The sequence below is a fragment of the Sphingomonas sp. CD22 genome (assembly GCF_034556155.1).
Lineage (GTDB): Bacteria > Pseudomonadota > Alphaproteobacteria > Sphingomonadales > Sphingomonadaceae > Sphingomonas.
Window position 1 is genome coordinate 1 of record NZ_JAYDYX010000013.1, and the last position, 12,149, is coordinate 12,149.

At 68.0% G+C, this 12,149-nt stretch carries 10 protein-coding genes; 6 read left to right on the top strand and 4 right to left on the bottom strand.

From position 1 onward, the window contains the following. Nucleotides 1–164: 164 nt before the first annotated feature. On the bottom strand, nt 165–3,116 hold the full coding sequence (gene putA / locus SFC76_RS18465; RefSeq protein ID WP_416222446.1) for a bifunctional proline dehydrogenase/L-glutamate gamma-semialdehyde dehydrogenase PutA: 2,952 nt from the start codon (nt 3,114–3,116) through the stop codon (nt 165–167). A 183-nt stretch (nt 3,117–3,299) separates the two neighbouring features. On the opposite strand from putA, the gene SFC76_RS18470 reads away from it, so the two are divergent. The 3 genes from SFC76_RS18470 to SFC76_RS18480 all read left to right on the top strand — a co-directional run bounded on the left by SFC76_RS18470 (nt 3,300) and on the right by SFC76_RS18480 (nt 5,808). Continuing rightward, nucleotides 3,300–3,734: a MaoC family dehydratase gene (locus SFC76_RS18470; protein ID WP_416222447.1), complete on the top strand. Its 435-nt coding sequence runs from the start codon at nt 3,300–3,302 to the stop codon at nt 3,732–3,734. 59 nt (nt 3,735–3,793) lie between these two features. Then, nucleotides 3,794–4,972, top strand: coding sequence for an acetyl-CoA C-acyltransferase (locus SFC76_RS18475; RefSeq protein ID WP_322850879.1), 1,179 nt, complete (start codon nt 3,794–3,796; stop codon nt 4,970–4,972). Nucleotides 4,973–5,325: 353 nt separating this feature from the next. Further along, complete coding sequence (locus SFC76_RS18480; protein ID WP_322850880.1) at nt 5,326–5,808, top strand: pyridoxamine 5'-phosphate oxidase family protein; 483 nt, start codon at nt 5,326–5,328, stop codon at nt 5,806–5,808. Nucleotides 5,809–5,848: 40 nt separating this feature from the next. Here the strand turns inward: SFC76_RS18480 and SFC76_RS18485 are convergent, their stop codons facing one another. Further along, nucleotides 5,849–7,081, bottom strand: a complete 1,233-nt coding sequence (locus SFC76_RS18485) for a polyhydroxyalkanoate depolymerase (RefSeq protein WP_322850881.1) — start codon at nt 7,079–7,081, stop codon at nt 5,849–5,851. 174 nt (nt 7,082–7,255) lie between these two features. Between SFC76_RS18485 and SFC76_RS18490 the strand changes: the two genes are divergently transcribed. Both SFC76_RS18490 and SFC76_RS18495 read left to right on the top strand, forming a co-directional pair. Then, entirely contained in the window at nt 7,256–9,025 is a 1,770-nt protein-coding gene (locus SFC76_RS18490; RefSeq protein ID WP_322850882.1) for an ABC transporter transmembrane domain-containing protein, read from the top strand. 114 nt (nt 9,026–9,139) lie between these two features. Beyond that, nucleotides 9,140–10,288, top strand: coding sequence for a saccharopine dehydrogenase family protein (locus SFC76_RS18495; protein WP_322850883.1), 1,149 nt, complete (start codon nt 9,140–9,142; stop codon nt 10,286–10,288). Between the two features lie 77 nt (nt 10,289–10,365). Here SFC76_RS18495 and SFC76_RS18500 read toward each other — a convergent pair whose 3' ends face one another. Both SFC76_RS18500 and SFC76_RS18505 read right to left on the bottom strand, forming a co-directional pair. Then, the gene (locus tag SFC76_RS18500) at nt 10,366–10,830 is read right to left on the bottom strand and encodes a dihydrofolate reductase (RefSeq protein WP_322850884.1); all 465 of its coding nucleotides are present in this window, start codon (nt 10,828–10,830) and stop codon (nt 10,366–10,368) included. After that, the gene (locus SFC76_RS18505) at nt 10,827–11,621 is read right to left on the bottom strand and encodes a thymidylate synthase (protein WP_322850885.1); all 795 of its coding nucleotides are present in this window, start codon (nt 11,619–11,621) and stop codon (nt 10,827–10,829) included. Before SFC76_RS18505 ends, SFC76_RS18500 begins: the two co-directional genes overlap by 4 nt. 78 nt (nt 11,622–11,699) lie before the next feature. On the opposite strand from SFC76_RS18505, the gene SFC76_RS18510 reads away from it, so the two are divergent. Then, the gene (locus SFC76_RS18510; protein WP_322850886.1) at nt 11,700–12,089 is read left to right on the top strand and encodes a JAB domain-containing protein; all 390 of its coding nucleotides are present in this window, start codon (nt 11,700–11,702) and stop codon (nt 12,087–12,089) included. Nucleotides 12,090–12,149: the final 60 nt, after the last annotated feature.

Below are 12,149 nucleotides of genomic sequence, written 5' to 3' on the forward strand. Positions count from 1 at the left end.
AGGGCCGGGATAAGTCATTACAAACCTTCACACAACTGGGCCCCGGCCTCCGCCGGGGTACATCAGCGGGTAGCCGTCCTTCACGTTGAGACCATCGCTATCTCGGATACACCCGGGTTCGGGGCAACCCGCTACCACACCCACCAGACCGACACCCCCGCCCCTCAAATCCCCCCTTCGTCCAGCGACAGCAGCGTCGCATTGCCGCCGGCCGAGGTGGTGTCCACCGACACCGCCCGCTCCGCGCAGAAACGGTAGAGGTAGTGCGGCCCGCCCGCCTTCGGTCCGGTGCCCGACAGGCCCTCGCCGCCAAACGGCTGCGATCCTACCACCGCGCCGATCATCGAACGGTTGATGTACAGGTTGCCGACCGCCGCCGCCGCCTCGGTCACCTCGGCGGCGCGGGCGATACGACTGTGCAGGCCCATCGTCAGGCCATAGCCCTTGGCGTTGACCCGCGCGATCGTCTCCTCCAGATTGCCCGCCTCCCAGGTCGCGACGTGCAGGATCGGCCCGAACCATTCGCGATCCAGATCCTCGATCCGGTCGAGCCGCACCAGCGTCGGCGGCACGAACAGCCCGTCGGCCGGCGCCGCCAACGTCTTGACCGTCCGCTCGGTCACGCTTGCCCGATACGCCATCAATTTATCATAGGAGGCGCGATCGATCACCGGCCCGACATCGGTCGCGGGATCGGCGGGATCGCCGAGCCGCAACGTGTCCATCGCGCCGGTCAGCATCTCGATCACCGTCTCGGCGACATCCGCCTGCACCAGCAGCAGCCGCAGCGCCGAACAGCGCTGCCCCGCCGAGCGGAACGACGAGGTGACGACATCCGCCACCACCTGTTCGGGCAAGGCCGTGCTGTCGACGATCATCGCGTTGATCCCGCCCGTCTCTGCGATCAGCGGCACGATCGGGCGATCGTCGTCCGCCACCAGCGTCCGCGCGATCCGCTTGGCGGTCGCGGTCGATCCGGTGAAGGCGACGCCGGCGACGCGCACGTCCGCGGTCAGCGCCGCGCCGACCTCCGGCCCGCCCGTCACCAGTACCAGCGCATCCTTGGGCACCCCGGCACGATGCGCCAGCTCGATCGCGAAGCGCGCGATTTCCGGCGTCTGCGGCGCCGGCTTGGCGACGACGCTATTGCCCGCGACCAGCGCCGCCACCGTCTGCCCCAGGAAGATCGCCAGCGGAAAATTCCACGGCGCCACCGTCGCCCATACGCCGCGCCCCTCGATGTGCAGCGTGTTGCGCTCGCCGGTCGGCCCGGGCAGGTCGACCGCGCGCAACCGGCTGCGCGCCTCACCCGCGTAATAGCGGCAGAAATCCGCCGCCTCGCGCACCTCGCCGATCGCATCGGGGATCGTCTTGAACGCCTCCTGCACGCAGATCGCCATCAACCGGTCGCGATTCTCCTCGATCAGGTCGGCGAGCCGTTCGAGACAGGCGGCACGCTCGTCCACCGGCGTCCGCGACCATGCCGGAAACGCCGCCTGCGCGCGCCCGACTGCCGCCGCAACCGCTTCACCCGTCTCCGCCGCGATCGCGGCCGGCGCATCGCCGTTCGCCAGCGGCTGCCTGACCGCCCGCACCGTCGCGTCCAGCGTCGCGACGTCGCTCAGGTCCAGCCCGCTCGAATTGCGATGCCCCGGCGCGAACAGGTCCTTGGGCAGCGGGATGCTCGGATGCCGCGCGCCGCCGACCGCGGCGATCTTCGCCACCGGATCGGCGAGGATATCGTCCTCGCTCAACCGCGCATCGGCGAGCTGGTGGACGAAGCTCGAATTGGCGCCATTCTCCAGCAAGCGCCGCACCAGATAGGCCAGCAGGTCGCGATGCCCGCCGACCGGCGCATAGATGCGGCAGTGATAGCCGTTCTCGCGCACCAGCCGCTCGTACAGCCCGTCGCCCATGCCGTGCAGCCGCTGGAATTCGAAATCGCGTGCATTACCCGCCCATTCCAGGATCGTCGCGACGGTCAGCGCATTGTGGCTGGCGAAGGCGGGGCGGATGTTCTCCGCCGCCAGCATGTCCTTGGCCACCGCCAGATACGACACGTCGGTCGCCGCCTTGCGGGTGAACAACGGATAGTCCGCCAGCCCCTCGACCTGCGTCCGCTTGATCTCGCTATCCCAATAGGCGCCCTTGACCAGCCGCACGTTCATCACCCGGCCAAGCTCGTTCGCCCAGGCGACCACCGGTCGCGCGCGCTTGCCATAGGCCTGCACCGCCATGCCGAACCCGTCCCAGCCCTTCAGGCTCGGCAGCGCCGCGACCGACCCGATGATGTCGAGGCTCATCTCCAGCCGCTCGGATTCCTCGGCGTCGACGGTCAGCGCGATGCCCTTCGCCGCCGCCTGCACCGCCAGCGCTTCCAGCATCTCGGTCAGCGCCGGCACGCATTCGCTCCACCGCGCCACTTCGTAGCGGGGATGCAGCGCCGACAGCTTTACCGAAATCGAATGGCCTGCAGCGGGATCGTTGCCGACCGCGTCGATCGCGCCGACATACGCGTCGAAATAGCGCCGGCCGTCGGCGAAGGTGCGCGCCGCCTCGCCGAGCATGTCGAAACTCGCGGTGAAGCCCGCGTTGTCGGGCTTGCGCATCCGCCGCATCGCCTCGTCGATTGTCCGGCCCATCACGAAGATCTCGCCCATCTTCTTCATCGCCGTGCCCACCGCCTGGCGGACGAACGGCTCGCCGGCCCGGCTGATCAGCCGGCGCAGCGGCCCCGACGGCCCCTCGCCCACCAGCACGCGGCCGACGACCAGCCCCCAGGTCGCGGTGTTGACCAATTTGCTGTTCGACTGACCGGCATGCGCGCGCCAGTCGGCGTCGCCCAGTTTGTCCGCGATCAGCAGGTCGGCGGTCTCCGGATCGGGAACGCGCAGGAACGCCTCGGCGAGGCTGAGCAGCGCGACGCCCTCCGACGAATTGAGCCGGTATTCCTGCAGGAACTGGTTCACCCAGCCACGGTTCTGCGCCGCGCGCAGGTCGGCGAGCAGGCCGGAGGCGTGGTCGATGATCCGCCGGCGCGAATCGGCCGTTGTCGCGGCACGGTCGAGCAGGGGTTTTAGAACATCGGGTTCGCTCGCCCGATACAGTTGCGCCATGGTTTTACGGGCATCGGACGTTACGGCAGAGGACATGTTCAAGCTTTCGGTCGGCCAAGGCTTGCGAGGGACACCCTCCCGCGCCTAGAGAATGCGTCGCATCTAGCGCCAAATGTCGGGCGCCAAAAGGCGGCGCCGGAAACCAACGGAGGAATTGCCGTGACGACGATCAGCGCCGAACAGATGCGGGACCGGATCGGCACCGAAACCGTCTCCGACTGGGTCGAGGTGACGCAGGCGATGATCGACCGGTTCGCCGAAGCGACGGGCGATCACCAGTTCATCCACGTCGATCCCGTCGCCGCCGCCGCGACGCCGTTCGGCGGCACCATCGCGCACGGCTTCCTGACGCTGTCGCTGATGCCGCTGCTCGCCGCGAAGGTGCCCGACGCGCCGCAGCTCGCGGGCGTGAAGATGGGAGTCAATTATGGGGGCAACAAGGTCCGCTTCCTCTCCCCCGTCCGCTCGGGCAGCCGCGTGCGCGGCCGCTTCCGCCTGCTCGCCTTCGAGCAAAAGCGGCCCGGCCAATATCAGCAGACCACCGAATTCACCGTCGAGATCGAAGGCGCGGACAAGCCCGCGCTGATCGCCGAATGGATCAGCCAAGCCTTTGTTTAAGTTTCATTCTCTGGATATCCACCCAACGCCTTGTGCGTGAACTTAGGGAAAGTTAGCCCATGCGCTCCGCCGTCATCGTCTCTACCGCCCGCACCCCGATCGGCCGCGCCTATCGCGGCGCCTTCAACGACACCACGCCCCAGACGCTCGCCGCCCATGCGATCAGCCACGCGGTCCAGCGCGCCGGTCTCGACGGCGCCGAGGTCGAGGACGTGGTGATCGGCGCCGCGCTCCAGCAGGGCCATCAGGCCGGCAACATCGCCCGCCAGTCGGCCCTGCGCGCCGGCCTGCCGACCTCGGTGCCGGGCATGTCGCTCGACCGCCAATGCGCCAGCGGCCTGATGGCGATCGCCACTGCGGCCAAGCAGATCGTGCTCGACGGCATGGACATCGCGATCGGCGGCGGCGTCGAGAGCGTCAGCCTCGTCCAGACCCCGCAGATGCGCGTCGCCCCCGACCGTCAGTTGATCGCGATGCACGACGACATCTACATGCCGATGCTCCAGACCGCCGAGATCGTCGCCAAACGCTATGGCATCACCCGCGAGGCGCAGGACGCCTACGGCCTCCAGTCGCAGCAGCGCACCGCCGCCGCGCAGGCCGCCGGCCGTTTCGACGACGAGATCGTGCCGCTGTCGGCAACGATGAACGTCGTCGACAAGGCGACCAAGGCGGTCAGCACCAAGGACGTCACGCTGTCCAAGGACGAGGGCAACCGCGCCGACACCACGCTCGAAGGCTTGCAGGCGCTGCAACCCGTCGTCGGCCCCGACGGCGTCATCACCGCCGGCAACGCCAGCCAATTGTCCGACGGCGCCTCCGCCGCGGTGCTGATGGAGGAGAGCGTCGCCGCCGCGCGCGGCCTCACCCCGCTCGGCCGCTACGTCGGCATGGCGGTCGCCGGTACCAAGCCCGACGAAATGGGCATCGGCCCGGTCTACGCCGTCCCCAAGCTGCTCGAGAAGAACGGGCTGACGATGGCCGACATCGGCCTTTGGGAACTCAACGAAGCCTTTGCGGTGCAGGTCCTCTACTGCCGCGACACGCTCGGCATTCCCGACGAATTGCTCAACGTCAACGGCGGCGCGATCTCGATCGGCCATCCCTACGGCATGTCCGGCGCCCGCATGACCGGCCATGCGCTCATCGAAGGCAAGCGCCGCGGCGCCAAATATGTCGTCGTCACGATGTGCGTCGGCGGCGGCATGGGCGCAGCGGGCCTGTTCGAGGTGCTGTGAGTTGAAAGTCGGTGTCCGGACGAGTATGTAGATTCCGGCAACTTCACAGGCTGCCCTCTGTTCGAGCCCCGACTGTGTCAGCGGTCGGGGCTCAATGCGTTTGGGGCCCGCGTGTCAGCACGAGCCCCGCCCGGCACCTTACCTGTGGCGCGCCACTTCGATGATCTTCAGGACGAAAGTCCCGAAGGCAAAGAGCACGCCTAGGATCAGGCACAGATCGGCAAGCTTCACAGGCTTACTCCTCTGTCGTGACGGCAGGATCGCCGTCGCCTGCGATCATGACCACACCGGCCTTATCGCGCAACCAACCCCCGCTGCGCTCGTTCTCCCGCCAACCCCATAGGAGACGACGCATGGCCGATCAGCACAGCCCCCAGGAAATCGCTGCCAAGTTCCTCGAGAAGCTGCGCAGCAGCCCGTTCGTGATGATCGGCCTGGTCGATGGCGAGCATTCCGAACCCATGACCGCGCAGATCGACGACGACCAGCCCAATACGCTGTTCTTCTTCGCAGGCCGCGACAACCGCATCGCCAAGGGCGGCGACGCGATGGCGCAGTTCGTCGGCAAAGGGCATGACTTCTTCGCCTGCCTCGCCGGCGCCGTCGCGACCGACAACGATCCGGCGCAGATCGACAAGCTCTGGAACAACCAGGTCGAGGCATGGTTTCCGGGCGGAAGGCAGGACCCGACCCTGACGCTGCTGCGCTTCGACATCGACAGCGCCGAATTGTGGGAAACCGACATCTCGATCTCGGGCCGGGTCAAGATGCTGTTCGGCGGCACCATTCGCGGCGACGAATCGAGCAGCCATGCGGTGGTCGACTCGGTCGCCTGATCGAAACCGGGGCGGCCGCGTGCCGCCCCGTCACTCGCGGTCACCCGTTGGCCGCAATCCATTCCTCGACCACCGGCGCCACGCGGTTGCGCCACTTCGAGCCGTTGAAGATGCCGTAATGGCCGGCACCCTCCGCCATGTAATACCGCTTCTTCTCGTCGGGCAGATTGGTCGCCAGCGTCAGCGCCGCCTTCGTCTGCCCCAGACCGGAAATGTCGTCGCGCTCCCCCTCGATCGCCAGGATCGCGACGTCCTTGATCGCCGCCGGATCGACCCGCCGCCCGCGATGCATCATCTCGCCCTTCGGCAGGGCATGCTTCTGGAACACCAGTTCGACCGTCTGCAGATAGAATTCCGCAGTCATGTCGCAGACCGAGCGATATTCCTCGTAGAAGCCCTTGGTGGCGTCGGCGCTCTCCTCGTCGCCCTGGACCAGATGTTTGAACATCTCCCAATGCGACATCATGTGATTGCCGAGGTTCATCGACATGAAGCCGGCAAGCTGGAGAAAGCCCGGATAGACCTTCCGTCCGCCGCCCGGATACATCATCGGCACGGGCACCACCGCATTCTGCTCGAACCACGCATGCGGCCGTTCGGTGGCCAGTGTATTGACCGCGGTCGGTGCCTCGCGCGTGTCGACCGGACCGCCCATCATCGTCAGCGTACTCGGACGGCACGGGTTCTGATCGGCGCTCATCAGCGCGGCGGCCGCATAACACGGCACGGACGGCTGGCAGACCGCGAGCATATGCGTGCCGCCCTGGCCCTCGTTGGCCCCCATCGTCTCCAGGAACGCGATGAGATAATCGATGTAATCGTCGAGATCGAAGCGCCCCTCGTCCAGCGGCACCAGCTTCGCATCGCGCCAATCGGTGATATAGACATCGGCACTCGGCAGCATGCGCTCGACCGTGCCGCGCAGCAACGTCGCGAAATGGCCCGACATCGGGGCGACGATCAGCAGCTTCGGCCCGCCCTCGACGCCCTCGCGACGAAAACGCTTGAGCTGACCGAACGGCTTTTGCAGCACGATCTCCTCGGTCACCGCGACCTCGCGGCCAGCGACGGTCGTATGCGTCAGACCGAACGCCGGCTTGCCCCGGGTGGCCGAGGCGTGGGCGAACACCTCCAGCGCCGAACTGACGACCGAGCCGCCCTCCAGATAGGACCAGGGATTGGCGGGATTGCGCATCCAGTCCGCACCGAAGCTGGCCATGGCACTCGCCCCGGCGAGCATCGAGCGCTGCATTTCATAGGCATCGTAGAGCATGCTTGTATCTTCGCCCAAAAAGGTTGCCGTATACGTAATCCGTATCACGTTTGATGCAATCGGACCAATGTATCGCCACGATCGGTCTGAACGCCCGAGATCGCCGACGAGGCCCCTGCCCGCGCCGGTCGGTGCCGTTGAGCCGTTCCCTTGCGCCTGCTAGGCGCGGTAAGGATGGCCAAATCTCCGCTACCGACTTCCCGCCGCCTCGGCGACCTGCGCCTCGTATGGGATCGCGTCCTCGCCTATCCGCGCCAGCTCGCCATCGCGCTCGCCGCGCTCACCACCACCTCGGCGGCGACGATCGGCATCCCTTATGGCTTCAAGCGGGTGATCGACCGCGGCTTTACCCCCGGCGGCGCGGGATCGGTGGCCTCCTCGTTCCATTATCTGCTGATGATCGTCGCGGTGCTCGCCGTCGCCACCGCGATCCGCTTCTATTTCGTCTCCTGGCTCGGCGAGCGCGTCGTCGCAGACATCCGCACGCAGGTGCAGGCACATCTGCTCGGCCTGACGCCGCGCTTCTTCGAGGAGAACCGCCCGTCGGAGATCGCCTCGCGCCTCACCTCCGACACCACCTTGATCGAGGGCGTCGTCGGCAGCACCGTGTCGATTGCGCTGCGCAACACCTTCACCGGCGTCGGCGGCATGATCTACCTCTTCGCTTTGTCGCCCAAGCTCGCCGGCATGCTGCTGCTCGGCATTCCGCTGATCATCCTGCCGGTGACCGTGCTCGGCCGCCGCATCCGCAACCTCTCGCGCGCCTCGCAGGACCGCGTCGCCGATGTCGGCTCGCTCGTCACCGAGACATTGGGCGCGATGAAGATCGTCCAGGCGTTCGGGCAGGAACCGCGTGAGGCGCAGCGCTTCACGGCGGCAGTCGACGCGACCCTCGCCGCGGCCAAGCGCCGGATCGGCCTGCGCGCGGTGATGACCGCGATCATGATCTTCCTGATCTTCGGCTCGATCACGTTGGTGCTGTGGGAGGGCGCGACCGACGTCGCCGCGGGCCGCATCACCGGCGGCGCGATCGCCGCCTTCGTGCTGACTGGCGGTATCGTCGCGGGTGCGTTCGGCGCGCTGACCGAAGTCTATGGCGACCTGTTGCGCGGCGCCGGTGCCGCCGGCCGCCTTGCCGAGTTGCTGCGCGAGCAGCCCGAGATCACCCGCCCCGCCGCACCGATCCCGCTCCCGGTACCGGTCAGCGGCGCGCTGACCTTCGACCACGTCCGCTTCCATTATCCGACCCGGCCCGAGGTCGCGGCGCTCGACGATTTCACGCTGGCGGTTCGCGCCGGCGAGACGGTGGCGGTGGTCGGTCCGTCGGGTGCGGGCAAGTCGACCCTCTTCCAGCTCGCCGAGCGCTTCTACGATCCGGCGGAGGGCCGCATCCTGCTCGATGGTGTCGACCTGCGCGAGGCCGATCCCGCCGCGGTCCGCGCGCAGATCGCGATGGTGCCGCAGGACACGGTGATCTTCGGCGCCAGCGCGCGCGACAATCTGCGCTACGGCCAATGGGAGGCGACCGACGACGAACTGTGGGCCGCCGCCGAGGTCGCCAATGCCGCCGACTTCCTGCGCGCGCTGCCGCAGGGGCTGGACACCAACCTCGGCGAGGGCGGCGCGCGGCTGTCGGGCGGCCAGCGCCAGCGCGTCACGATCGCGCGCGCGCTGCTCCGCAACGCACCGATCCTGCTGCTCGACGAGGCGACCAGCGCGCTCGACGCCGAAAGCGAGCGGCTGGTGCAGCAGGCGCTCGAACGGCTGATGGAAAACCGCACGACGCTGGTCATCGCACACCGCCTCGCGACCGTCCGCGCCGCGCAGCGGATCGTGGTGATGGATCAGGGCCGCATCGTCGAGGAAGGCAATCACGCGACGCTGATCGGCCGCGGCGGACTGTACGCCCGGCTGGCGAGCCTGCAGTTCAGCGAGGCGGCGTAGCCCTCGCCTTCACCGTCATCCCGGCGAAAGGGGCCAAAAGGCGAACCGACCGCATCTTGATCCCGCGCCCCACCACGCCCATCACCGGTACGGAAAGCAGAACAGGAGAGACCCATGCGCGACCATGACATCATCGTCTATGGCGCGACCGGCTTCACCGGCCGCCTCGTTGCCGAATATCTCAGCCAGCAGCAGGTCGCGCGCTGGGCGATGGCGGGCCGCAGCCGCGCCAAGCTGGAGGAGGTGCGCGACCTGATCGGTGCGCCCGCCGACACGCCGCTGATCGTCGCCGACGCCGACGACCCCGCCTCGCTCGGGACGATGGCCGCATCGGCGCGCGTCGTCGTCACCACCGTCGGCCCGTATCAGCTCTACGGCGCGCCACTCGTCGCCGCTTGCGTCGCCGCGGGCACCGCTTATGTCGATCTGTGCGGCGAGCCCGCGTGGATGCGCCATATGATCGACGCGCACCACGCCGCCGCACAGGTGAGCGGCGCGCGCATCGTCTTCTCCTGCGGCTTCGATTCGATCCCGTTCGACCTCGGCGTGCTGACCTTGCAGGAATGCGCGCGCGCCAGATATGGCCACCCCGCGCCTAGGGTGAAGGGCCGCGTCCGCGCGATGCAGGGGGGCTTCTCCGGCGGCACCGCCGCAAGCCTCAAGGCGACGCTCGCCGCCGCGGCGCGCGATCCGTCCATTCTCGGCCTGCTCGCCAATCCCTTCGCGCTGACGCCGGGCTTCACCGGTCCGCACCAGCCGACCGGGCTGCTCCCCGAATTCGACGCGACGCTCAACACCTGGGTCGCGCCGTTCATCATGGCGGCGATCAACACCAAGAACGTCCACCGCACCAATTTCCTGCTCGGCCACCGCTACGGCGCCGACTTCGTCTACGACGAGATGATGGTCGCCGGCCTCGGCGAGATGGGCAAGGCCGCCGCCGATGCGATCGCCAGGCTCAATCCGCTGGCAAGCGACAAGGGCCCCAGGCCCGGCGAAGGCCCGAGCAAGGCGGAGCGCGACGCCGGCCATTACGATCTGCTGTTCGTCGGCCTGATGCCCGACGGCGCGCGCTTCGACGCGGTGGTCACCGGCGACCGCGATCCGGGTTACGGCTCGACCAGCAAGATGATCGCCGAAACCGCACGCTGCCTGCTGGAGACCGAAGGCGCCGGCGGCATCTGGACGCCCGGCGCGCTGCTCGGCACGACGCTGCGCGACCGGTTGCAGGACAAGGCGGGACTGACCTTCACCGCGGGGTGAGCTTGCCACCTGCCGACTGTCAGCCCTGGTCAGGCCCGAGGTGACGAAATCGCCAGGCTTCGGCGGATATCGCCCTCCTAGCGCACCAGCGTCACGAAACTATAGGCCGGCCGCTCGCCGTCGGCGGCGACGTCCTCCCGCGCCACCTCGCGCCAGCCGTCGAACCCCGGCATCGTCACGTCGCCCGTGGCTGCACAATGCACCTCGGTCAGCTCGATCCGGTCCGCGCGATCGCGGAACAACGCGAACACCTCCGCCCCGCCGATCACCGCGACGTCGTCGCCGGCCAGCGCCAACGCCTCGTCCACGCAATGCACGACCTCGGCGCCCGCCGCCGACCAATTCCGGTCCCGCGTCAGCACGATATGCCGCCGCCCCGGCAACGGCGCCGGAAAGCTCTCGAACGTCTTGCGCCCCATCACCATCGGCCGTCCCAGCGTCATCGCCTTGAAGCGCTTGAGATCGGCGGGCAGCCGCCACGGCAATCCGCCGTCGCGGCCGATCACGCCATTGTCGGCCCGCGCCAGGTGGAAGCTGATCACACCGACACCGCCGCCTTGATATGCGGCTGCGCGGCATAATCGTGCAGCACGAAATCCTCATAGGCGTAAGCGTCGATCGACTCGGGCCGGCGCAGGATCTCCAGCCGCGGCAGCGGCCCCGGCGTCCGCGTCAGCTGCAACCGCGCCTGATCGAGGTGGTTGGCGTAGAGATGGCAGTCGCCGCCGGTCCAGATGAACTCGCCCACCTCCAGCCCGCATTGCTGCGCGAGGATGTGGGTCAGCAATGCGTAGCTGGCGATGTTGAACGGTACGCCGAGGAAGATATCCGCCGACCGTTGATAGAGTTGCAGCGACAGCCGGCCGTTGACGACATGCGTCTGGAACAGGCAATGGCACGGCGCCAGCGCCATCGCGTGGAGGTCGCCGGGGTTCCACGCGGAGACGATCTGGCGGCGCGAGGCGGGCTGCGTCTTGATCTGCTCGATCAGTTCCGCGATCTGGTCGATGTGCCGACCGTCCGCTGCCACCCAGTCCCGCCATTGCTTGCCGTAGACGGGGCCGAGATCGCCCGCCCCGTCCGCCCATTCGTCCCAGATGCGGACCTGCTGCTCCTGCAACCAGCGCACGTTGGTGTCGCCGCGCAGGAACCAGAGCAATTCGATGATGATCGAGCGCAGGTGCAGCTTCTTGGTGGTGAGCACCGGAAAGCCCTGCGCGAGGTCGAATCGCATCTGCGCGCCGAAGACGGACAGCGTGCCGGTGCCCGTCCGGTCCATCTGCTCCGCGCCGCTGGTCAGCACGCGGTCCATGAGATCGAGATATTGCCGCATGCGCGACGCCTACCGCCTGCGGCCGATTTGGGCGAGCTTTTTGCTGCGTAGCGCAGGTCGCTGCGGCAAGGATCGCTGGTGCCGGATACCTCTGCTCCGATCGTGATCGCCGATGCGCGCGCGGCCGCCGTCCTGCTCGTCGGGCTGGCCGATGCGGCGATCGAGCGCGCGGTCGTGCTGTATCTTGATCCACAATGGACGCTTCTCGGGCGATCCGACTTCGTCGGCAACGCCGACACGGTGACGCCGCCGCTCCGCGCGATCATTGCCGAGGCGCTGCGCCTCGACGCCACGGCTTTGGTGCTGGCGCACAACCATCCGCGCGGCAGCATCCGGCCGAGCGCCGCCGACATGGCCTATACGCGCGCACTCGCACGGGTCGCCGAAGCGCTCGACCTCGTCCTCGCCGACCACCTGATCATCGCGGGCGCGGAAGTGACGAGCCTGCGCGACGCAGGGCTGATCTAGGCGGCATCGGCATCGGCATCGGCATCGGCATCGGCATCGGCATCGGCATCGGCATCGGCA

Excerpts from the sequence above, each read along its gene's own strand:
- SFC76_RS18490 (WP_322850882.1), top strand. The coding sequence starts at position 7,256 with ATGGCCAAATCTCCGCTACCGACTTCCCGCCGCCTCGGCGACCTGCGC.
- SFC76_RS18475 (WP_322850879.1), top strand. The coding sequence starts at position 3,794 with ATGCGCTCCGCCGTCATCGTCTCTACCGCCCGCACCCCGATCGGCCGC.
- SFC76_RS18505 (WP_322850885.1), bottom strand. The coding sequence starts at position 11,621 with ATGCGGCAATATCTCGATCTCATGGACCGCGTGCTGACCAGCGGCGCG.
- putA (WP_416222446.1), bottom strand. The coding sequence starts at position 3,116 with ATGGCGCAACTGTATCGGGCGAGCGAACCCGATGTTCTAAAACCCCTG.
- SFC76_RS18470 (WP_416222447.1), top strand. The coding sequence starts at position 3,300 with ATGCGGGACCGGATCGGCACCGAAACCGTCTCCGACTGGGTCGAGGTG.
- SFC76_RS18485 (WP_322850881.1), bottom strand. The coding sequence starts at position 7,081 with ATGCTCTACGATGCCTATGAAATGCAGCGCTCGATGCTCGCCGGGGCG.
- SFC76_RS18495 (WP_322850883.1), top strand. The coding sequence starts at position 9,140 with ATGCGCGACCATGACATCATCGTCTATGGCGCGACCGGCTTCACCGGC.
- SFC76_RS18480 (WP_322850880.1), top strand. The coding sequence starts at position 5,326 with ATGGCCGATCAGCACAGCCCCCAGGAAATCGCTGCCAAGTTCCTCGAG.